The organism is Sulfitobacter sp. IGS-18 (assembly GCF_059628195.1).
In genome coordinates this window covers 92,728-114,040 of the sequence record NZ_JCAQIH010000003.1, presented here as the reverse complement: position 1 = coordinate 114,040, position 21,313 = coordinate 92,728, and the positions used below count along the sequence as shown (strand labels likewise).

Genomic DNA, 21,313 nt, shown 5'->3' with positions numbered 1-21,313 from the left:
CCCGCGCCCTATGAAATCTCCGGCAGTGGGCAGCTTGCCGAAAAATCCGGTTTCCGGATGCACCGCCTTCAAAATCCGCGCGGGCAGGTGAAGCCCGAGAACATCGTCAGGTCGAACGGGTTTTCGACAGAGTTGGCCCGCAGGTTGAACTGCGCCGAAAATTGCCCCGCACCAAGCGACAGGTTGAACACCTCCGGCAGGGCTGTCTTTGACAGCCGCCCCTTGCGGATCAGCCGCAGGAAGGCCCAGCTGCCTGTTTCGGAGGTAATCAGTTCCGAGGTTCCATCAACCGGCGCGAAGGTCAACGTGATCATGTTGGTCCCGTCCGGCCCCGGCCAGGTCATCGGCGTCGGCCGCGTCGCCGCGTTGAAGTAGCTCAGCACCTGACCATCGACGTTCAGCGTGACCCGGCTGGCATTGCCGCTCAGATCCTTGGGTTCAAGGTTGAAAGCCATGACCGGACCCGCGCCCCCCGGAAACAGCGCATCGCGCATCGAACGGGCGTTTTCAAAAGGCTGCAACAGACTGGCGTCCAGCCCGAAATCCGATCGCCACTGCCAGGGGCGCACGGTCGTGTCGACATAGGCCAGCAGATGACTGTCGATATAGGCGTCGATCAGCCCGCCGCGACCGAACAGGCGTGAGAAATCCAGCGTGTTCACGTCGATCTGGCTGGATTGATCAAACGGATACCGCCCTGACGTGGCAGAGACGCAGAACGGCATGACGTCGGCCCGCCACCTGGCGTTAAGCTGGGCAATCACCGCCTCGCGGGTCACGCTGATTGTGTCACCCGCAATCCCCGCGATCCAGTCGTCGATAGGGTCCGGCAGGCCATCCGCCTCGTTCGCGATGGCCCCGGTCAGTTGCGGCAGGCCACCCCGTGCCAGCAGCGCCGCCTGCGGATCCGGGCTGGCCGCGACGGTCTGCATTTCGTTCGACAGCGCCGTCAGGGCGGCAACGGCATCGTCCAGCAATGGTGGCTGGCCATCGACTTCTTCCACAGTGTTGCGGATCGGGGCGAAATGCTGTGACACGGGTGTTCCGGGCGGATCAGGCGGCGGCCCGGCGTCACCGCCACCAGCGCCGAGAATCCGGTTCCCCTTTTTCACCAGCTTGCCGATTTTCCCGAGTTTCGACGCCGCCCGCAATCCGGCGGCCTTGGCGGCATCATTGCCCCCCTCACCTTCCTGCACGACCCGTGCCAGATGGGTCTCCTCGACAACCGCCAACAAAAGCCGTTTCAAAGCGCTGTCGGCAGAGGAGAGATCCTTGAGGTTCTGACGCGCCTGCACCAGGTTGCCGATTGGCGTCAGGCGGATGTCCCGCAGGAAACCGTCCCATTGGGCAATGAAATCATCGTAGTAGAGCTTGAGGATATCCGTCTCCAGGGTCTCGGTATCGGCTTCGCTGCTTTCGGCGCAGCCGCCGGCGAATACGGCGCGATCCAGCGTCGCCTGCCCCGCCACAACCGGGACCAAAGGCAGGACGGCGTCGTGAAATCCCTTGTAGGTGAAGGCACCCGGCAGGCCAACGCGCAGGGTCTTTTCAGACAGACGGGTCAGGACACGCGTGCCGTTCGGGCCGGTTTTTTCGGCCGGAATCCAGTCGGGCAATCCGGCCACCGAGGGATCGGCGCGGAGGCTGCGGTAGGCGCGCACGGCCAGAGGAATGGTGCAGATGCTTTCAAGGGCGACCGAAATCAGCGCAGGATCGGGTTCGATCTTGTTCTCTTCACGCGCCATCCGGGCCAGTGCGCTCAACTGGTGGTCGATCGCCTCGTCGGTCGGAAAGGGGTTGATCGGGGCAAAGTCGGGCAACACGGTCTGCCACCAGAGCCCCAGAAATTCCTCGTCATAAGGGGCCTTGCCGGTCAGCATCTGATAAGATTTCAGCGCGCCCAGCAGGAATTCGGGATCCCGGCTGTGCCGCCACATGGTTGCTTCCAACAAGGCGACCATGCGCGGTTCGAGGATGTTGCGCAGCGTGTGATCGTAGGTCATGCGCTGGACTTGTGCCAGTTCCGGCTCCGCCGTCGGTCCAAGGATGGTTAACGGTCCGCCTGCGACATCCGTCGATGCCACCAGCGTTTCGTTCGCGGCCTCAAGCGCCAGGTTGAGGTCAAGTGGATCGGTGGGGGCCTGCCGCGCGGCGACGTTGGACAGACGCGCGGAGAGCGCCGTCAGCTGCCGTTCCTGGTCTGTCAGCCCACCGGAATAACGCAGGTAGGAAAACAGGAACAACGTGCCAAGGATCATTGTAATCAGCACCGCTCCGGCCAGGGTGCCACGCCAGACCCAGCGGCGGCGCTCCTCGGCGCGCGGGTCAAAGCGGCCAAGACCAGCCTCGGGGAAGATCACGTCGGTCAGCAGATTGCGCAGGAAAAATGACCGCTTTTCGCCGTGGCGCCGCGTCTCGGCCTGTGGCGGTTTCAGGCCCAGCGAAGTGACAATGCCCGCCAGCATCCGGTCGATGGGCGACCCTTCTTGCGTGGCGGAGGTAAAGTAATAGCCGCGCAACCACGGGCTTTCCTCGTAGCGGCTTTCGCCGAATACGGCCTCGATCAGCACCTTGAGCGGGCCGGTCAACTGATCCATCTGCGACGGGAAACGGAACACTTCGGCGCGTCCCGAAAGCGGCAGATCATCCGATATGCGTGCAACCAGACGTTCCTCCATCGCCACTTGCAGCACCTGCGCCTCGCGTTCGACCGTGACGGTATCGACCCGGTCGGCCGTAGGCAGCGTGGCGCCCCAGACCTGTTCGCGCTCGCGCGAGTTCAGATCGCCGAAGAACGCCTCGAACCCCGGCACCAGGTCAGCCTTGGTGATCATGAGGTAGACCGGCAGGTTCATCTCAAGTTCTTCGCGCAGTTCGGTCAGGCGTTTGCGTATCTCGCGGCCGTGTTCGCGGATCGACACGTCGTCGCCTGCCAGTTCCTGCACCGACAGCGTCAGGATAACCCCGTTCAGCGCCCGACGCCCGCGGTGTTTTTCAAGCAGCTTCAGGAAGCCCTTCCATTCCGCCGCATCCGCATCCGGATCGCTTTGCTGCTGGACGTACCGCCCGGCGGTGTCGATCAGCACCGCGTCCTCGGTAAAGAACCAATCGCAATTGCGCGTGCCGCCAATGCCTTTCAGATCGTCAGAAAGGTCGATGGGGAAATGCAGGCCGGACTGGCGCAACGCGGTCGTCTTGCCCGTGCCGGGAGGCCCGATGATCAGATACCACGGCATGTCGCGCAGAAACTTGCGCCCGCCGAGTTTCGAGCGCTTCATCTGTTCAAGGATGTCCTGAAACTTGGCGTTTACCTCGGCGATGTTTTCCTCTCCCGGGGCCGCCTGCGCTTCGGGTGGCGGCGCGGCCAGTTCCGACACGAAGGCGCGGTTGGCGCGCGCGGCGCGCAACTGGCGGATCAGCATCGACAGCAGCCAAAGGATGATGATCACGCCGATCACCACGATACGCACCATGTCAGATGCCAGCGGGGCGGCATCGCCAACACTGATCAGGGGGCCATAGAGCCAGATCAATGTGCATAGGACAGCGATGCCGATGAAGGTCCACAGCATACGGGAAAACAGGATGCTCAGTATCTTTTTCAGAAATCCCATCGCTCAGACCTTCTTTTGCAGGACGATCTCTACCCTGCGGTTGCGGGCGCGGCCCTCTTTGGTGTCGTTGCCGGCGATGGGTTCGTGATGCGCCTTGCCTTCGGAAGCGACCAGTGCGGCGGGGACCCCGGCCTGCACCAGGATGTCAGCGATGGTTTTGGCGCGGGCTTCGCTGAGCCCCTGGTTCGACTGGAACGGATTGGACCGTTGAACCGGGACGCTGTCAGTATGGCCGATAACCCGGACCTGTCCGATGAATTCCTGATTTTCGATAATCACTTTGGCAATGGACGCGATCAGCGGCCCGTAGCCGTCGTTCAGTTCCGCCTTGGCGGACCGGAAAACCTCGGGGTTGGAACCCTGCACGACGACGACGGCGATGGACACGTCCTCGCGCCCGGTCAGGGCCGAGGCGGTGTCCCTGGGCGCAGCTTCGGCAAAGAGCGGCAGCAGTTCCAGCACCAGCGGTTCGATGGTCAGTTTCGGCGTGTCGAGCGTTTCGATCACCGGGCGAAAGATATCCGCCCGTTCCGGCGGTGGCAGAACGCCTGCCAGCGTATAAAGCTGTTCGCCCCGCGCCGAAAGCCGCATGCTGAGCCCGACATAAATGGCGGTGATCAGCGCGATGGCAATCAGTCCGATCGACCACAACGGCACGATGAACCGAGCGGGGGTATCGTCAGCGACAACGCCGCGCCAATGCGGCGCAAGCGGTGCATCCTCTGCGTCGCGGTCGCGCAGCAGACGCGCCATCTGCGTGCGCAGCTGAGACAGCGCCGCTTCGCCCCCGGCACCCGAAACCCGGTGTTTGCCGCGAAACCCCAGCGACAGGCACAAAAACGCCAGCTCCAACAATTCGGGGTCGCGTTCGGGATATCGCATCAGGTCCTCGATCAGATCGAAGAACCGCTCGCCCGCGTCCACATTACCATAAAGCGACACGACAAGCGGCATGCGTGGCCAGCCCGACCTGCCGCCCCAAGGTGTATTCAATGCGATGTCGTCCAGCAGTGCGGCGACAAACCACGCACCCTGATCAGCGCGCGACAGCGGTACGCCCGAGGACACCGCGTTGTCGCGCGCATAGGTCAGGTTGTCCAGCAGCCGCGCCCGCAGGATGTCCGGCTCTTCCGGCGCGATCGCGCCTTCCAGTTCGGGGGCAAGCCCGAGCAAGGGCGCAAAGGCGTTAACAAAGGGATTATCATTGGCACGCGGATCGCGAAGTCGCGCCTCGATACCTGGCGCTGATCCCGGATTGGCAGCGGATCTCCTGGGCTGCGGGTCTCGCTTGACCGGCCGTACCCGCGTGCGGCCCGCGTCGTTTTCCAGCCCAAAGGGATCATCACCATTCATAGCGTCACCGGCTTACCGCATAGCAGTCGATTTCAGGTTCCTTCGCCAGATTGCCCGCGACACCCAGCACGAAACCCGGTGCCTCGGCCAAGGATGCGAAATGTTCGGACGTCCGGTCAAGTTCCAGGCACAGCCGGTCGCCGTCGTAGGGTATTTCGCGTGGCTGCGAATTGAGCGGCTTGAGCGGTATGCCCGTGAGCTTGGATGTCCAGAGCGCATCGAATTCGTCGGCGGCCCCGACGGTCGCCTGATCTACGAAAATCTTGCGCAGCATCGCCTCGGACATGTCGCCACCGATGCGCAGCACGATGCGATTTTTTGCGATGATGTTCGGGTTGTCGATCCGGACCGTCCAGATGTTGTCGGAATGGCGGCTGACCTTGAGCGCGCGGGCCTTGGGTTCGACATGCCGCAGGCTCAGGACAAGGGACCGCAAGGTGTCGGCCAGCGCGGTGAAGGCGACCTGCGGATCAAGGTGGTCGTAGCGGGGCAGATCACCCAGCCTGCGCGCGGACGCGCCGTAGGTGGCCAGCTGTCCGGCCAGCCCGGCCAGTTCAAGAAACAACGCCGAGGGATGTATGTTATCCTGCTCGGCCAGATGTGCCAGCCGTTGTCTGGCGCGATTGGCGGCCTCCAGGATCAGCAGGTTCTCCATCGACGCGCCCGATCCACCCAGCACCATCGCACCATGTGCTTCGGCGATACGGTCAAGTCCGGTAACAAGTTCCTTGAGCAGCTGCCCATACCAGGTCACCGCTTCGATCCGCAAAGCGGGCGCCAGAAACCCCGGGTCTATGGCAACAGCCCCTTCCGCCGTCAGCCCTTCGATGCGGGTGATCGGCAGGGTCGCATATCCGGCCGTCTCGTCACCAGGCAACAACAGGCGCGGCGCCGCACGGGCAACCTCGATCTCTGACGGTTCCGCCCCCTCGCGGATCGCATCGCGTGCCGTGATGAAGCCACCGCGCCACCGCATGCCGGATGGCGTCGCATGGGCTGCGTCGATTTCCGCCGCCCCGGCACGTTCGGCAGGCAGGCCCAACAACACCAGGCCTGTCGCCGTGTCCGCCGTGACGGTGACCGGCGCAATTTCGACACTGTGATCCGGAACCGAGAGAAAGGTGCCGTCCGGCAGGATCGCCTCTGCTGCCAGCAGCGCGACCTGCCCCGCTTCGAGCGCAACAGGGTCGATTTCGATCCGGCCAAAGCCGACGCTTTGCAGCGGCATGGCATCGACGGCCCGGCGCACCAGCCATTCGGTATGCCGGTCCTGCTGTTGCAGGTGCTGGGTACGCAGGAACAATCCTTCGGACCAGACGACCTTGTTTCTGTCAGTCATTGACGGTCATGCCTTTCAAACGGTGTTCATCGCGATGCCGCCCGACCCGACACTGATCATCAGTCCCTGATCGGCAACGGGTGCGGCGATCTTCTTGCGCACGGATTTGCCGGTGGGGGATCGGAATCCGGCGGTAACGCCGATCACAGTCGTACCCGGCTGCACCGCTATCATCTTGGACACGACGGCACCGGGGGCCAGAACAATCTGATCCGCCTTGATCAGTTCTCCACCGATCGCGGCCTGCGGGTTTTGCAGCGCAAAGATATCAGCCTTGTCGAAATTGCCCGACCCGGACATTTGCAGCACGGTCAGCGTCACCGGACGGTCCGATCCGTCCGGTCCGGTGTTCATGCCTGCCTGCGCCTGGGCACTGATGCTTAGCACCGGGGCAGCGGATTCCATGCAGCCCGACAGGGACAATGCCCCAAGCGCGCTGCCGCTCAGCAGGAAAGTACGGCGTTCGATAATCATGTCACGATCTCCCTTCGTTTTCATAAGCATCCCTGAAATCAGCGCCCACCTCGCCCAGGAACCGTTCTTCTGCAGCCTCGGCGATTTCCTTGTAGCGCTCCTTGTACAGTTGCCAGAGTTTGGCACTGCGCCCGCCTGCAATCAGTGTTTCCAGCAGGCCGGTATCTTCCATTTCTTTTTCAATCTCGGCGGGATCAAAGCTGTCGATCATCCGGCGAAGCGCGGTCTGAAGCGCCGTCCATGTCCGCACCTGGTGATCAGTCAGATCGCGGAATGCCCATGCCACCGCATCCTCGGGCGACAGATAGCCTTCGCCGCGCGGTTGCAGCAATGATACCAGACCATCGTCAGTTGTCGCCAGAAACTTCAACGGATTGACGTTTGCGCTGGCGATCACCGTCTGGGCGACGCGAACCCGCTGTTTTTCCTGTGCGCGCGTCCGCAGGAGCAGCATCACCCCTTCGACGAGACCGCGCAGGCAGTGTCCGATTCGCTCCATCTCCTCCTCCGCGTCGCCGGGGGGCAGGCGCGATGGATCCAGGCCCATGCCGCGAAAGAAGGCCGCGCGCAGAGCGGTGTCATCCGCGCCGGGTGCGACGGACGGTTTGCCGGGCTCAGGCGCTTGTCCGGCGGCGGCGACGGGCGGTCTCGGCGTCTCAGGCGCAGCGGCCTCGTCACGGGCAACTGGATCGCGTGCAAGCTGCTCTTCAGCGGGGTCGGATCTTTCCATTGCCGGTTTGACGCTGTCCAGTTCCGGCATCCAGCTATCGGCCTCGGTTGTTTTATCGCGTGGGGTATCGACGTCGAAATAGCTACCGGATTTTCGGGGCGGCGCATTGGATCCGTCGGCTTTGCCTGCCTGCCTTGGCGCATCATCGCGCGCACCGCGCAGGTCCAGTTCGAACGGGTCGCGGCGGTCAAGTGGTGGCGGCTCGCGGACCGGTTCACGCGACCGTTCGGTCACGCGGTTGTCTGACCGGACGCCGAACACATCCGGCAGCTCGGCGGGCCGTTCGCGCACCGGCTCTTCCGGTGTCTCATCCGCCCCGAACTCAAACGAGAACACCCCGGCCCCGGAGCGCTTTGTCGGTTCGGCAGGGGTCTTGTCCCGCGTGGTCACCGCTTCGACACGCAGCACAAAATTGCCCAGATGCAGACGCATCCCCGGTTCCAGCGGGGCAGAGTTGCCGGCACCCAGAGGGTTGGCCGCATTGTCGATGAACAACCCGCCCGACGAGGCATCCGTCACCATGACGCGCCCGTCTTCTTCGGTCAGGATCGCATGTTGACGCGACACGAACATGTCAGGATCGACCAATTGCCAGTCCGCATCGTCGCCGCGCCCGACCATCAGCTTGCCGCCGTTGTAGATCTTTTCCCTTTCGGCCTGCGCATGGGGCGCGTTTTCAAGAACCAGTCGAAGCGTCATGCCGCCCCCCTTTCGTTCAGTGCGGGCGCTTCGCGGTCGCCAATGTTGCTGAATGTCAGGTCTTCGGCATCCTTTGCGCCGTCGGGTGCCAGCCAGGATGTCCGGTCCAGCCGGGTGACGCCAAGCTGCGCTGCGGAGACCTCGCCCGCCGCCAGAACCAGCCGTACGGAATAGGCCGTTTCACGACCCCCCGCGAAAAGGACGGCATGGCGCAACCGCTCCCAGGCCGCGGCGTCATCCAGAAAGGTGGCGAACTGGGCATAGGTCAAAGGGCCAAGCCTGATTTCTGCCTGTCCGGCCCGGTCAAAGAAACGCGCCCCCGCAACGGCAGCGACATTCAGCCCGGCGTGGGCCGATCCGATCCGGGTTTGCAGATGCGGCGGGATCTCGACCCAAAGGCCGACAAATTCCTCCAGCGCCACAGGAACGCCCAGCACGGTTTGAAGGAATGCGCACAGCCGTTCCGGGCTGCGCGCCTCAAGTGCGAGAGAGGTGGCATGGTGCAGCTTGGCCCCGTCCAGCCGCTGATCGCCGGTCACGGTACCCGGCAGCCCCAACCCGGCAAGGGCGCGCATCAGCGCGGTGACACGTCCGCCATCGCCATGCGCCACATGGACTTCGGCCCGCGCATCGGCCCAGGCCCGCCAATACAATGCGATGAGCCTGTGCTGCAGCATGTTGATAAAATCGAGAAAAGCGGTGTCCGATGTCGCCCCTTCGCTGTCGCCCGCAAACCAGCGGTTCGACATCCGCATCATGATCCAGCGGGTCATGTGCAACGGCATCGGTCCCTCGGGGCCGATCAGACCCAGTACATTTTCCTGTACCTGCGTCGGCATGTCGTCAGTACCGGGCATCAGGCCGATGACATCGCCCGCGGCAAAGCCAAGGCGCGGCGATTGGCCCAGCCGTGCAGGTTCATTCTCCGCCCCCCCGGCCCGGCCAAAGCGCAGCGTTTCAGTCTCCAACTGCCGCAACAGTTCGAAAAAATCCATTCTGTTGGCTGCTTTGGCCAGCGCAGTCAGATCTGCGCGCGGGTGCCGGGCGTCATCGGCCATGATATCTCCGTCTGGGTCTGTGAAAGCCGCGTGCGGGTGCGCACGAACGAATTTATGCCAGTATGGCGCGTGAACAGCTGCGCCAGCAACGCTGACAGCAACAGGCGGCTGCCCCCTGAAAGGACGGTGTCATCGATGTCCAGCGTGATCTGCGTACCGTGCCCGAAGCAAACCGGGCCGGGCCGGGCGATGCGTTCGATCAGACGTGTTGAAGAGACCCGTGTCACCGACTGCCCGTGCCGCGCAAGGTTCGGATCGCCACGCCTTGCGTATAGCTGGATCAGCGCACGCAGGGGTTCGGCGTCTTTTTCGTCGGCGGCCAGCGAGATGTGGTTCAACGACAGCTGCGATATCCAGCGCCACGTCAGATCGTCCAGCTGAGATTCGCCTGCGGCACCGGAAGGCAGCGTGGCGCGCAGACTGGGACGCGGTCGGCGCATCGGGCGCAGCAGGTCGATCTCGGTCACCGGGTCGCCTGTTTCAAGAGTCAGTCGTGGCGTGTCGTCCAGGATCGGCAGGTCGCGGTTGGTGCACAGGGCCCGGATATCCAGCCGCCGGATCGGTTTCGCATCGCGGCGGTTCGCCGGGCGCGCGACGGAAACATAAAAATCGTCACCGCCATAGCTCGACCGCGTCTGACCCCGGCGCACCTCGTCGGTATTGGGCCTGCGCGGTCGGCGTTCGAAGGCATAGACATGACCACTGTCTGACTGTTGCTCGACTGAAAACAGCGGTGTGACCCGCGCGCCCGGCCCCTGCGCATCGGCGTCCTCGACGCGCAGCAGCCGGTAAATCTCGAAATCCCAGGGCCGGGTACGGTCGGCATGTACCAGATGGCCGGGCCGATGCGGCGACAGGTCGACAAGATTGCATTCATGTTCGAACAGATTGACGATGGGGGCCGCGAACAGCCGAAAATCACTGGCCTTCACCCCGGACAGCGAGGCATCGCTGGACCGCAGCAGCACGATCACCTCAAGCTGGTTTTTCTCGCAACGCCTGATCGTGTCGCCCAGTCCGGCAAGCCGGGTTGCAAAGAACCGTTCCGGCATCAGGAAATATTCGCGCAGCAGGCGGTAGCCCTCGAATGAACTGCGTACTCGGGGCAAGAGCGCATCGTCATCCCCCACCCCGATCATGGCAGGCGCCGGGCCGACATCGAACGGCGCTTTCTTGTCGGCCGGGCGCGCCAATATCGGCCCGCCGAACCCGAACAGGGCATCAAAAATCGCACCGCCTCTTGCGCCTGCACCAAAATAGAGGTCGAGGTTCTTCAGCGACAGTTCCGACAGGCTGCCCGCCCCGCGCCGCTTGATGGTGATGCGCAGTCCAGCTTCGTGATCGCGCAACTGCGTCTCGGGCACACCAGCCTGTGCCAGCGCACCGCGATCCTGCAGATATTCCGCACCTGCCAGCATGATCGGCCACAGATGCACGGTCTGGGACGTGGTATAGGTCGCACGTGTCTGCAACCCCTCGCGCAGCGATGCGACAAGCCTGGTACCGCGGCGCACCTGATGGCCGTCCAGCATCCTGTCGACCTGCGGCCCGGGGGTCAGCGTGGCCATCGTCATTGCCGGGGCCGGTCCGGCCAGATCGGGATAAAGCGCATCCAGCAGGTTGCGCACATAGCGAGAGCTTTCCACGTCGATCTTGAGCCGGGTGCGGGCCGCCAGAAACGCCACACCTTCCAGCAAGCGTTCGACGTAGGGGTCAGGACAGGGCACCGAGGTGATCGACAGGTTGCCCGCCACATTGGGATGCAGTGCCGCAAATTCACCGGCCAGCGACCGGATATGGGTCAACTCATCCTCGTAATATTGTAGAAACGCCTGATCCATCAACGGTCCTCCAGCGCGGTGACGGCCTGTCCGTTGTCCAGGTCGATGGAAGTGGACAGGCGCAATCGTTCGGGCACCGGTGACATCAACAGCATACCGTCGATTTCGATGCGCATGCCGGTCTTGTCGCCCACACGAACACGCACGCGCAGCCCGTCCTTGCGCAGGCGCGGTTCAAAGACCGCCAGCACCTCGCGGATGGTCCGGGCCAGCGCATCAGTGTCGAAATCCGACCCGATGCGTCCCGAAAACGAGGGCACGCCATAGTTGACCACGCTGGCGCGTACCTCCGGAAAATCGGCCAGAACGCTGGCCGGATTGGGATGGTCCAGTGCTTCGCGTTCGGTCAGCAAGAATTCCGCCTCCAGCCGTTCGATGTTGAACAGCATTTCGATGTCACGCCGAACCGCTTCGCGCAGGACCTCCGGCGTCACCACGATACCGCCATCGGCAAGCCTGCGCCGTTGCGCATCCCGCGTGATAAGACGATGCGCCAATGCGCGGCTGTCGTCATCCAGATCGGGATGCGCCGCGATGGCACGGGGCCCTCCTGCGATCAACGCATCCACGTCTGTCGCGCTCAGCCCCGCGCGGCGCATCAGTTCAGCGTTCAGTCCTTTGGTTTCCGCCTGAAGACCCGGCAGGTCGTCAACCAGCCGATCCCAGAGCGAGGGCTGAACCGCTTCCTGCAACGCTGCACGGGGCGGGTCACGTTCAACAGACATGCGCGATCCCAGGTCTCAGCGTCAGACTCCTGCCGCCAGGTCGTATTCGATCTCGTGTTCGTCACCAGCCGAGTGATCATCAGCCTGAACGGTGTACTTGATCTTGACCTCCTCGAACGCCAGACCGACAGATTCCTCCATCACCTGGCCATCATTCGCACCGACGCCCAGAACCTCGTATTTCGAGATGATGGTGTTCGTGAGGGTGATCTCCAGATAGTCAAGATGCGCCTCACCGCTGTCCTTGCGGACATAGATCACGATCTCGTCGAAGGATTTGGCCTGCATGGCGGCAAGCGCGAGATAGGGAGACGACGCATCATAAAACTTGCGTGCGTAGATCGATCCGATCTGCGCACGGCTGCGTGACCGTCCCTTGCCGACCTGCGCCGATGCGGCTTGTTCAATGGACCACATCAGATCGTGGATGTCGATCTCGTCCTCGTGATCGGCGCGCTGGGATTCACCGGCAATATCCGGTATCTTCATATATCCTGTCAAAGGCATGTTGGTTCTCCACTTGGTTCAAGTTGGTCTTACGTCTTGACGGAAGGAAGCTCTGAAACCAGCCGCAAACTCGCGTTGATCCCTTCCAACTGGTAATGCGGGCGCAAGTAGAAACGAGCGTTGTAATAGCCCGGACGCCCTTCAACACTGTCCACCTGCACTTCGGCGGCGGCCAGTGGTCGTTTCGCCTTGGCCTTGTCGTCTGCCATGGCCGGGTTCGCCAGCACGTAGCGGTTGATCCACTCGCTCAACCATACCTGCATGTCGGCGCGTTCCTTGAAGGTCCCCACCTTGTCGCGGGCAATTGCCTTGAGATAATGGGCAAAGCGACTGACCGGAAAGAGATAGGGCAGGTTGGCGGACAGCCGTTCGTTTGCCTGCGCGTCCGGGTCCACCAGGCGTCCGGCACGGGTTTCATCGTCCTGCAAGGAATGCGCCCCGATAAAGGCGGCCACATCCGTGTTCTTGCGGTGCAGGATCGGCATCAGCCCCAGCTTGGCCAGTTCGGCCTCCCGGCGGTCGTCGATGGCGATTTCGGTGGGGCATTTCATCGCCACGGAGCCATCGTCGGTCGGGAAGGTATGGACCGGCAGGTTCATGACCGTACCACCGGATTCCACACCCCTGATCTGGGTGCCCCAGCCTGAAATCTTGTGGCTGCGGTTGATGTTGACGCCCATCGCAAAGGCCGCGTTCATCCAGACGTAATTGTCGTGGTTCCCCGCGATGTCCTCTTCGAAGTCGAAACCCTTGACCGGGATGGTATCCGCGCCATAGGGCAATCGGCCCAGAACGCGCGGCATCGCCAGTCCGATGTACCGGGCATCTTCGGATTCGCGCAGCGACTGCCAACTTGCATATTCGGGGCTGGACACGATCTGTTCCAGCGCCTGGGGATTGGGCAGTTCCTGCCAGCTTTCCATGCGGAACAACTGCGGTGCCGCGGCTGCGATAAACGGTGCATGGGCCGCCGCGGCAATGCCCGAGATATTGCGCAGCAGGCTGACGTCCTTGGGGTGCTGGCTGAATTCATAGGCCCCGATGATCGCACCAAAGGGTTCGCCGCCGAACATCGAGTATTCATCCGAATAGATCTTCTTGAAGATCGGCGACTGGTCCCACATCTGCCCTTCGAAGTCCTGCAGATGGTCGGCCAGATCGTCCTTGCGGACGTTCAGCACACGCACCTTCAGCTTCTGGTCCGTTTCGGTGTTGTTCAGCAGATAATGCAACCCCCGCCATGTGCCTTCCATCCTGGTGACTTCGGGCGCGTGCAGGATCTCGTTCATCTGGGTGGTCAGGATCGAATCTATGCCTGCGATCAGAGATTTGATCGACTTGACCGCATTGCCGGAAATCGCCGTTGTACCGGAGCGTTCCCTGGCGGCCAGCGCGAGGTTCTGGACCAGCGCCTGCAATTTTTCGCCATCGCTGTCTTTGACCCGGAAATCCTTTTCCAGCAGTTCGCTGAATTCTCCCAGATCAAGCGCTTCGGCTTCGGCGGCTGCGCCACCCTGCTTGAGCTTGTCGTCAGCCATGCTTATGCCCCTTCCTTGTCATCTGATTTGGAGGATTCCATCGCCGCCTCCGCGGCCTGTTGCAGCAGCGGTTCGTTGCTCAGCAACTGCGCGATGCGCTTTTCGGCGTCGACCTTGCCGTCCATATAGCCCAGCAATTCTTCCAGCTGCCGCCGCATCTTGAGCAGTTCGGCCAGCGCCGGCACCTGTTCGGCGATCTTGTCGGGCGCGAAATCACCCATGTTCTTGAACTCAAGATCGACGAACATCTCTTCGTCTTTCTCTTCCCCTTCCGCGACGGGCAGCGTGTTGGGCACCCGCGCCTTGACCCGCGGGCTCAGCGCTTCCATGAACTTGTTGAACCGGCCCGCATCGGTTTCGACGAAACTGCGCTCTTCCAAAGGCTTTTTAGCCTCGCGGGTTTCGGAATCACCGGCCAGATCGGCCATCACACCCATCACAAAGGGAAGTTCGATGGTCGTGGGGCTGCCGTAATGTTCGACGTCATAGGCGATCTGGACTCGCGGCGCCCGGTTTCGCTCGATCACTTTCTGCTTACTGTCGGCCATATCGAGATTACCTTTCTGTTGCTGCTATTTCTTGCGTTCGTCTTCCACACCCGCGATGCTGCGAAATTCCTTGAGGCCGGAGGGCGCGATTTCCTCCATGAGCTGTAGAAAATCCATCGCCACCATCCGGCGCATCCGGCGTGCGAGGTGCGGTATCGGGCTGGACGGTTCGGTGCGTTCGTAAAAGGCCACGATCCGATCCAGGGCCCGTTCAACATCAGTCCTTGAATTTATGTCTCCTGATCCACCACCCGCGCCAGTCATGAATTCCTTACCTGTCTGAGCGGCAGATGCGCCCGTTGATATGACATCGGCTGGCGCGTCCTCGACGGTCTTGGCATCTTTGCCGGTATCCTTGCCGGTGTCGGCGCGCGCTTGCTCCAGCGTTTCGCGCGCCTTCGCCAGCAGCTCGGTCAGTTCCGGCAGTGCCAGCCCCGGCGCGCCACCGAGACCAGCCTTTTCGGCCAGCTTTGCGATCAGCGCCGCCAGCGCCTTCTGGCAATCGTGCAGCGCCGTGATCAGTTCCTCTGCGCGTTCGGGTTCTTCTGCTGCCAGCTGACGCCCGGCCGCCTTGACCCGGTTCACCCGCTGACCATGCCGGGCGACCAAGGCATCCTTTTCCGCCTGCCCCAATCCCGATGCCGCCCTGTTCAACACCTCGAAATCGGACAGGGCTGCCTTGGCCAGATCGTCGTTCAGGATCGGCCCGATGCCGCGCGGGTTCAGCACGACCGAGAACTTGATATCGCCCAACAGTCCGTTGTCGTCGTTATCAAGCTGGCGCAGTGCATTGGTGCGCGGCAGGGCCGCGGCCACCGGATCGTCGCGCTCGCGCAGTTCCGGGTGCAGGCTGTCCCAATACTGGTCCAGCGTATCGGTCAGCAGCGCAAGGCCATCCCTCAGCCCGGCGAACCCCTGTTCGGCATAAAGCGCACGCACCACAACACACAGCAGGCGCAGGTCGCGGCCCTTGGCCGCCAGCGCCAGCGCACCGTCGAAAACCGCGTCCCAATCCACATCCGGAGCAGCTTCGTTGATCGAACCGTCGCTGTTCAGACGGTTTTCGCGCGCGGCAGGCTCGATCAATCGCTCCAATGAATGGAATCCGGCCTCGTTTCTAAGCTCGATGCCGGAAGGAGTATCCTCCCCAAGCGGTTCGAGGAGGCGTGTAATATCCATGCCTCGGACCTCAAAAAAATTAATAAACTCACAAGAGTGTTACAGATTACTTCGATTCTTGCAACGATTGCGGTGCCGGTCACATCACAACCGGCAGCGGGGTGGTGGCAGCCTTGTTTCCATCGACAAATCGGCCGTTGGCGTGTTACGATCATGGTGTGCTTTGGCATTTGTCGCCGCTGGCCATTCTGTCCTCTGTCGCGGATCGACGTCATTCAAAACCGGAGAACCCCATGGAACTCAAGGAACAAGTCGACGGTGTCGTGATCGGCCTGTTGCTGGGCTTCGAGGACGGAAGGCCGCTGGTCGTCTATGCCGGCAATCCGGCGGACCATGCCACCCCGGCACGCAGTCTGACCCAGTTGGGTGCAGATGACGCCGGATCGGAAGTAGCGCTGTTGTTCGAGGATGGCGCGCGCGACCGTCCGCTGATTGTCGGGCGCATCGTCGAACCTGTCCGCGCCCCCGAAGACAGCACGCCAAGGGTGATCCATGACGGGCAGACCGTCCGCATCCAGGCTCAGGAACGGATCGAGCTGCGGGTCGGCAAGGCCGCGATCATCATGGAAAAGGACGGCCACATCACCATTCGTGGCACCCATCTGGTCAGCCATGCCTCGGCCAGCAACAGGATCCGCGGCGGGTCCGTCAACCTGAACTGATGTCGGTCCCCGTCCTCAAGGACATCCTGCGCCAGCACGCCGAAGAGGCGGCGCATCTGTGGTGTGTCTATGACTGGCACCTGCTGCACCCGGACGAAAACCCCGACATGGATGAGGAACGGCTGGCGCGGTTGGTGGACCGACTGAACGCGCATCTGGACGGGTTGCGCGTGGCGGGCAAGCACGGCCAGCGCATCGCGCAGGACCGCTATGAGGAATTTCCCGAAGCGGGCGAATTGTTCGTCCTGCGCATGCTGCAACCGGCAGCGGCAAAGATGACCGTTGAAACGCTGGATCTGGATGCGGTGCGGAGTTATCTGGCGTCGAAGCTGCCGTCAGCCAGCTAAAGCGCCATGTAAAGAACCTGTCAAACCGGGCATATGAGATTAATAGGTCCAGAGCCTAGAGCGTTTCGGGATATACCTGAACCACTTGTTCGCTGCCTCTCCCTTCGGTCGAACGCGAAAAGTGATGTTGGATGTTTCAAGTTTATCCCGAAACGCTGTAATCACCCGGAAGCGAAGTTCGCGACATTGCGACAGAGGTTCGCGCCCGCGCTGGGGGGGCGGGGTCGGGCGCGAACCGGATCGCAAGCGATCCGGAGGCAAATGGCCGATGTAACGTATTTTTGGCTCAGGGGACCAAGCCTAAGCATCATCAGGCAACCGCGATCTGGTTGATCCTTGTCCAGGCTTCGCCATCGAAGCGCAGCACATCCTTCTCGCCAAGGCTCCAAAGCACGTTCTCTCCTTTGCCGAGGTTGTAAAACGTCTTCGCCAGCATCATCGCTTCGGGCACTGGCACAAATCCGTCTTCGGGTGTCCAGGTCAGCAAAGCGCGGGTCATGGCGCAATAGATTTCACCCTGGAAATCCTGAAGCCCCCAGATATCCCTGATCGGGCTTGGCGGCGTGAAGAGGACAAATTCGTCGCGGCGGCCTTTCGCCATGATACCGCTGATGCCGCCCAGGTACACAAAACCGTCATCGGCGCAGAGGATGCTGATGAAAGCCAGGTTGGTCGCGCATTGGACCGGTGTCCAGACGGACCCGTCATACCACCAGATCACGCCATCACGGCCCGCCGCGTAAATCTCGGTCCCGGAATATCCTGCTATCGCTTCGAGATGGTTCTTGGGAAATTCGTCGCGCATGCCGTCGCCTGGTCCGAATTCAACCCAATTGTCCGGACCCTGACGCCGGTAAACACGAAGGTTGGCACCGCAGGCCACGATATCTGCTCCCGCCGCTGCAACGCCCCGCACGGGTCTTTCATCCGGATCAATGGTTTCAAGCGTTGTGGCACCATCTTCGAATATCACTGCTTCGGCATACTGACCAACCGCGATGCGCGTCTTTCCGGCGTTGGCATAGGTCAGGGCAGAGACCTCAAAATCAAAGTAACCCAGTTCCGTCGCCTGCGTTGGGGTCAATTCATAGATCACGGCATGCGGGTTCTCGAAATCAAGCGCAAATTCATCGACGACAAGTCCGAAGAAGGCCTCATCGTCGTTGCGCACGGCGGCCCGCGTCAAAGACGTTGATTCAAGGATTGGCCTCATTTGTCATCTCCCAAAAAGCATCTAGGCTGATGCGAGCCAGTCAGATCGCAATGACGCATAGACCCGCGCGGGACCTTCCTCTGCCGGTCCTTTGCCACATCGGTCGGCCCTCAGCGGCTGGTCAGGCGCCATGCCCAGTTCATCGCAGTGATACGAGTCCAATTGCGCCTTCAGACAGGCATCACTGCAATCCGAACAGGGAAAGACCACCTTGTGTGAGCGGATCGATTCATCACGCATCTCTTCATAGGTCAGGCTTTGCTTGCTCTCCATTTCCACGACGATGAACGGTTCGGTCTTTTTGAGAACGGGCAGGTCAACGGCTGACGCGTTATCCGACACGAAAGCGCTCATCTCCGTGTGCATCATGCCGTGCGATCCGGTCGTGTTGGAACATCCCTCGGCGCACACACATGGCGCGTCGGTGGCACTGTAGGGCGGCGGTTGAACATGTCCGGCAGGCGCTGGAACAGGTGCCGGGCAGATATCAATCGGGAAGTCATCGGGCCCGATCTTACCTTCACCCCGTCCGTTATTGTAAAAACCGGACGCGGGCACCATATGGTGACCGGTCTGTCCCGGACAGGGGCATTGGTTGCTGGTGCCCTTGGGTGGCAACCGGCACGCCAGCGCGGCGAGACATGGATCCATCTGCGCCGTGTCCGCCATTTCCATGAGGTCAGCGTTGTCGCGAAAACTCGACCCCATGACCGGGATCGTCGTGTTGTAGCCGTCTCTGGTTCCCATAATATCGCCGCGTTCGCCGATCGACAGGTCCAGCGCCGCTTTTCTGCATGCTTCGTCAATGCCTGCCTGGTCGCCACACGCCTCTTCGGCCTTGTCATAGTCGCTCTTGCAGGGGTCTCCGTCTTTCGGCGGGTTCGGGCTTCCGATTTTTGGAAAGGGGGGCACATTCGGAGGCGATCCATGATTGTTTGTCTGGATGTCAGAGAAGCGGGTCAGGTTCTTGCCCTCGGCTTTGACGTTCATCGAGAAGGCTTGCGAATACGCCTTGCCGGTGTTCTTGGAACTGATGACACCTTTCTTGGCGGCGCAGCCCGCCTCGTCTCCGCTGGTTTTGGTAAAATAGGAACTGTTCTTGAGATTGACGGTCTTGCCGCCGATCTTGACCGTGCCTGTGCCCTTGTCGGTGTCCGTATCAAAGCCGAAGTTCGGATAGGGGATCGGCACGCCGGGCGGTGTCGCCGGATTTTCCGGGGGCGTCATGCAGACATCGGGAAAGGCCGCGATGACCTTGTTGGCCTGTGCCTTGCAGGACACTTCGAGCTTGTTTGCAAAAACTGTCATGCGGCGGCCCGCTTTCGTTCTGCCGTCTGAAAGATCGCGGAACCGCAAGTGCCGTCGTCGCCCGAGGCTTCGACCATGATGCGGTGACCGTCGGCATAGCCTTTTTCAAAACTTTCAAGGCCCCAGCCCACCATCAGCGGCACAAACGCGGCACCGATGTTGCCCAGGCAATCGCCGGGGGTCCAGATCGGCTGGGGATCGCGGTGCAGGCGCATCATGCGCTGCATCGCCAGCGCGCTTTGCTTGAAAAAGAATGCCTCGCCTGCCAGGTCGGTGATGCGGAAATCTATACGGCCAAAGTCCTGAAGCCCGCTCATCTCAAGCGCATCGCGATAGGCCTGCGTCATGCCATCGCCGCGCAGCGGCAGGTCAAACCCGTCCTCGGCCTTGCGGTTATAGATATAGGCCTCTTCCCGGGTCAGCCCCAGACCCGTCAGGGCAAAATGCGTCGGTTTGCCCGGCGCGCACAGGATGGCCGCGGCGGCTTCTCCGGGAAGGAAACCATTGGCATTGTCACCGGTCAAAAGGCGATTTTCCCGCAGGAAATGCGCAATCGCAGGCCCGTTCAGCATACTGTCGACACCGATGATCAATACATGCCGGGCCTCGTCCCTGGCAAACATGCGCCGGGCGCGTTCAAGGGCAATAAAACCGGAGGGACGGCCATGCGAGACCACCTGCATCCTGGTCCGTTCGGACAGTCCTGAAAATTCCAGCACGCGGGCGGCAAAACGGTCTACGTTGCGTACCACCTGGCCGGGGCGGGTGGTTTCGGCAAGACACAGGATCAAGGACATATCCGCCTGTGCCCCGCCCTGCCCCTGCAGCGCGTCCACAATCGCACCCGCCGCCAGATGCGCCAGCCGTTTCTCCCCGATCCAGTTGCGCGGCAAGGGGACGGGCGCGCCCAGCAGCCATGCCCCACCCGGCGCGACAAACTGTGTTTCGCAAAATCCATCCAGACCGGCGCGCATGGCGGCACAGGCCGAAGCCCGGTCCAGCCCGACGGCCGTTACCATGCCTGCCGAGAGGATGTTCACCCCTGTACTCATGCGGCGGCCTCGCTGTCCCCGGGACGACCGAAGCGCTTGCCAAATGACCGGTAGGCCTTGCCTTTGGATTTGGCGCGCACCAGCCCGCGTGGCGGTGTCCCGATCCAGGCTTCGGTGAATTCGGTGATCACGCGCCGCATCGGCACGTCGACGCGCCATACCATCGACATCTGCCGCGCTTCGGTGTCAAAAATCAGCGTATCGGGGCGCAGGACACCCTCCCAGGCCTTTTCCCAACCGCGAAATATCTGCATCGGCAGTTCGGTCTGCGGCAGGCGAAATTGTTCGCGCCCCTTTGGCGTCAGGTTCAGCAGCGTCACCTCTGTGCCGGACGCGGGCGGCGCGATCTGCTGATCCTGCCCGACCTGCTGGTAATAGCGTTCGTCGAAATCGGCCGGCAAAAACGGAAACACCTCGTCCTGCCATTTCTGGTCGTAGGTGCCGCCATATTTCAACCGGTCCGCCCGCCCGCGCCAGATCGGTCCCAGCGCCATCGGGCGATAGTCTTCGAAGGGCGAGGTGACCTCGACACCCACTTCTTCGGTGTTCGGAAGCGGCGCGCCGGTCAGCCGATCGCGGTTGCGCGGATGCGCGTAGCCGCGCCCAACGGGGTTCATCATGTAGGCGTGCGGATTTGCGGCATCGGCGTTCAGCCGGTCAGTGCCGCCGAATGCGGTGTCATAGCCAAAGGCTTGCCGTGTAAACGGAAACGGATCGGTTGCCATGATCGCAGGGCCCACAACGCGCCATTCGCGATGACCGACGACCATCAGCGTCTTGTGCCAGCCACCCACCCGCAGACCAACCTGCACGCGCGGCACCTTGCGGCCCCCGGGGCTATAGGCCGCGCCCTGCAGCACCACGTCGCAGGCGGGTTTGCGAAAGGCGAAATCGGTTTCCCACCGCGTTGCGGAAAAACCCGGCTCACCCGTAGCCTCATCGGCATAGACAAGCGGCATCTGGTCGGCTTCGGGAAGCAGGGTCATCTGGCCGCCATCGCGGTCGGGAAAGGCCCAGCTGCCCTTGACGACCATCACGAAAAACTCGCGCCCGGCCACGTCCATCGCAACGATGTGCTGGTGGCGCAGCCCGAGGCGGTTATACACAATCATGCCGCGCTTCCCAC

Annotated in this window: 18 protein-coding genes; 2 read left to right on the top strand and 16 right to left on the bottom strand. The window is 62.0% G+C overall.

Annotated features, from left to right (window positions below; translation table 11 throughout):
* Positions 1-68: 68 nt before the first annotated feature.
* The 12 genes from tssM to tssA are packed head-to-tail and all read right to left on the bottom strand — an operon-like array spanning position 69 to position 15,605.
* Positions 69-3,614 (bottom strand): type VI secretion system membrane subunit TssM, encoded by a 3,546-nt coding sequence (gene tssM / locus ACWNZ3_RS21245; RefSeq protein ID WP_496902536.1) that lies wholly within the window; start codon positions 3,612-3,614, stop codon positions 69-71.
* Positions 3,615-3,617: 3 nt separating this feature from the next.
* The gene (icmH, locus tag ACWNZ3_RS21240) at positions 3,618-4,967 is read right to left on the bottom strand and encodes a type IVB secretion system protein IcmH/DotU (RefSeq protein WP_496902535.1); all 1,350 of its coding nucleotides are present in this window, start codon (positions 4,965-4,967) and stop codon (positions 3,618-3,620) included.
* A 4-nt stretch (positions 4,968-4,971) separates the two neighbouring features.
* The gene (tssK, locus tag ACWNZ3_RS21235) at positions 4,972-6,306 is read right to left on the bottom strand and encodes a type VI secretion system baseplate subunit TssK (RefSeq protein WP_496902534.1); all 1,335 of its coding nucleotides are present in this window, start codon (positions 6,304-6,306) and stop codon (positions 4,972-4,974) included.
* A gap of 15 nt (positions 6,307-6,321) precedes the next feature.
* Positions 6,322-6,780, bottom strand: coding sequence for a type VI secretion system lipoprotein TssJ (tssJ, locus tag ACWNZ3_RS21230; protein ID WP_496902533.1), 459 nt, complete (start codon positions 6,778-6,780; stop codon positions 6,322-6,324).
* Between the two features lies 1 nt (position 6,781).
* Entirely contained in the window at positions 6,782-8,209 is a 1,428-nt protein-coding gene (tagH, locus tag ACWNZ3_RS21225; protein ID WP_496902532.1) for a type VI secretion system-associated FHA domain protein TagH, read from the bottom strand.
* On the bottom strand, positions 8,206-9,204 hold the full coding sequence (gene tssG / locus ACWNZ3_RS21220; RefSeq protein WP_496902531.1) for a type VI secretion system baseplate subunit TssG: 999 nt from the start codon (positions 9,202-9,204) through the stop codon (positions 8,206-8,208). Before tssG ends, tagH begins: the two co-directional genes overlap by 4 nt.
* A 26-nt stretch (positions 9,205-9,230) precedes the next feature.
* Positions 9,231-11,108, bottom strand: a complete 1,878-nt coding sequence (tssF, locus tag ACWNZ3_RS21215; protein WP_496902530.1) for a type VI secretion system baseplate subunit TssF — start codon at positions 11,106-11,108, stop codon at positions 9,231-9,233.
* Positions 11,108-11,833 (bottom strand): type VI secretion system baseplate subunit TssE, encoded by a 726-nt coding sequence (locus ACWNZ3_RS21210; RefSeq protein ID WP_269362986.1) that lies wholly within the window; start codon positions 11,831-11,833, stop codon positions 11,108-11,110. The genes tssF and ACWNZ3_RS21210 overlap by 1 nt, the downstream gene beginning before the upstream one ends.
* Positions 11,834-11,854: 21 nt before the next feature.
* Complete coding sequence (locus tag ACWNZ3_RS21205; RefSeq protein ID WP_496902529.1) at positions 11,855-12,340, bottom strand: Hcp family type VI secretion system effector; 486 nt, start codon at positions 12,338-12,340, stop codon at positions 11,855-11,857.
* A 29-nt stretch (positions 12,341-12,369) separates the two neighbouring features.
* Entirely contained in the window at positions 12,370-13,878 is a 1,509-nt protein-coding gene (gene tssC / locus ACWNZ3_RS21200; RefSeq protein ID WP_269362982.1) for a type VI secretion system contractile sheath large subunit, read from the bottom strand.
* Positions 13,879-13,880: 2 nt separating this feature from the next.
* On the bottom strand, positions 13,881-14,426 hold the full coding sequence (gene tssB, locus ACWNZ3_RS21195; protein ID WP_269362980.1) for a type VI secretion system contractile sheath small subunit: 546 nt from the start codon (positions 14,424-14,426) through the stop codon (positions 13,881-13,883).
* Positions 14,427-14,450: 24 nt separating this feature from the next.
* The gene (tssA, locus tag ACWNZ3_RS21190; RefSeq protein WP_496902528.1) at positions 14,451-15,605 is read right to left on the bottom strand and encodes a type VI secretion system protein TssA; all 1,155 of its coding nucleotides are present in this window, start codon (positions 15,603-15,605) and stop codon (positions 14,451-14,453) included.
* A gap of 233 nt (positions 15,606-15,838) precedes the next feature.
* Here tssA and ACWNZ3_RS21185 point away from each other — a divergent pair, with 233 nt between their 5' ends.
* Both ACWNZ3_RS21185 and ACWNZ3_RS21180 read left to right on the top strand, forming a co-directional pair.
* Complete coding sequence (locus ACWNZ3_RS21185) at positions 15,839-16,267, top strand: DUF6484 domain-containing protein (protein WP_114274305.1); 429 nt, start codon at positions 15,839-15,841, stop codon at positions 16,265-16,267.
* A complete protein-coding gene (locus ACWNZ3_RS21180; protein ID WP_496902603.1) occupies positions 16,264-16,614 on the top strand; it encodes a hypothetical protein in 351 nt (116 codons plus the stop codon). The genes ACWNZ3_RS21185 and ACWNZ3_RS21180 overlap by 4 nt, the downstream gene beginning before the upstream one ends.
* A 310-nt stretch (positions 16,615-16,924) precedes the next feature.
* On the opposite strand, the gene ACWNZ3_RS21175 is transcribed toward ACWNZ3_RS21180, so the two are convergent.
* Genes ACWNZ3_RS21175 through ACWNZ3_RS21160 form a run of 4 tightly spaced genes read right to left on the bottom strand, consistent with a single transcriptional unit; the run spans position 16,925 to position 21,299 of the window.
* On the bottom strand, positions 16,925-17,827 hold the full coding sequence (locus tag ACWNZ3_RS21175) for a beta propeller repeat protein (protein WP_496902527.1): 903 nt from the start codon (positions 17,825-17,827) through the stop codon (positions 16,925-16,927).
* A gap of 21 nt (positions 17,828-17,848) precedes the next feature.
* Positions 17,849-19,183, bottom strand: a complete 1,335-nt coding sequence (locus tag ACWNZ3_RS21170; RefSeq protein WP_496902526.1) for a PAAR-like domain-containing protein — start codon at positions 19,181-19,183, stop codon at positions 17,849-17,851.
* The gene (locus ACWNZ3_RS21165; protein ID WP_496902525.1) at positions 19,132-20,187 is read right to left on the bottom strand and encodes a 3-oxoacyl-ACP synthase; all 1,056 of its coding nucleotides are present in this window, start codon (positions 20,185-20,187) and stop codon (positions 19,132-19,134) included. The genes ACWNZ3_RS21170 and ACWNZ3_RS21165 overlap by 52 nt, the downstream gene beginning before the upstream one ends.
* On the bottom strand, positions 20,184-21,299 hold the full coding sequence (locus ACWNZ3_RS21160; protein ID WP_496902524.1) for a DUF2169 family type VI secretion system accessory protein: 1,116 nt from the start codon (positions 21,297-21,299) through the stop codon (positions 20,184-20,186). Before ACWNZ3_RS21160 ends, ACWNZ3_RS21165 begins: the two co-directional genes overlap by 4 nt.
* Between the last annotated feature and the right edge of the window lie 14 nt (positions 21,300-21,313).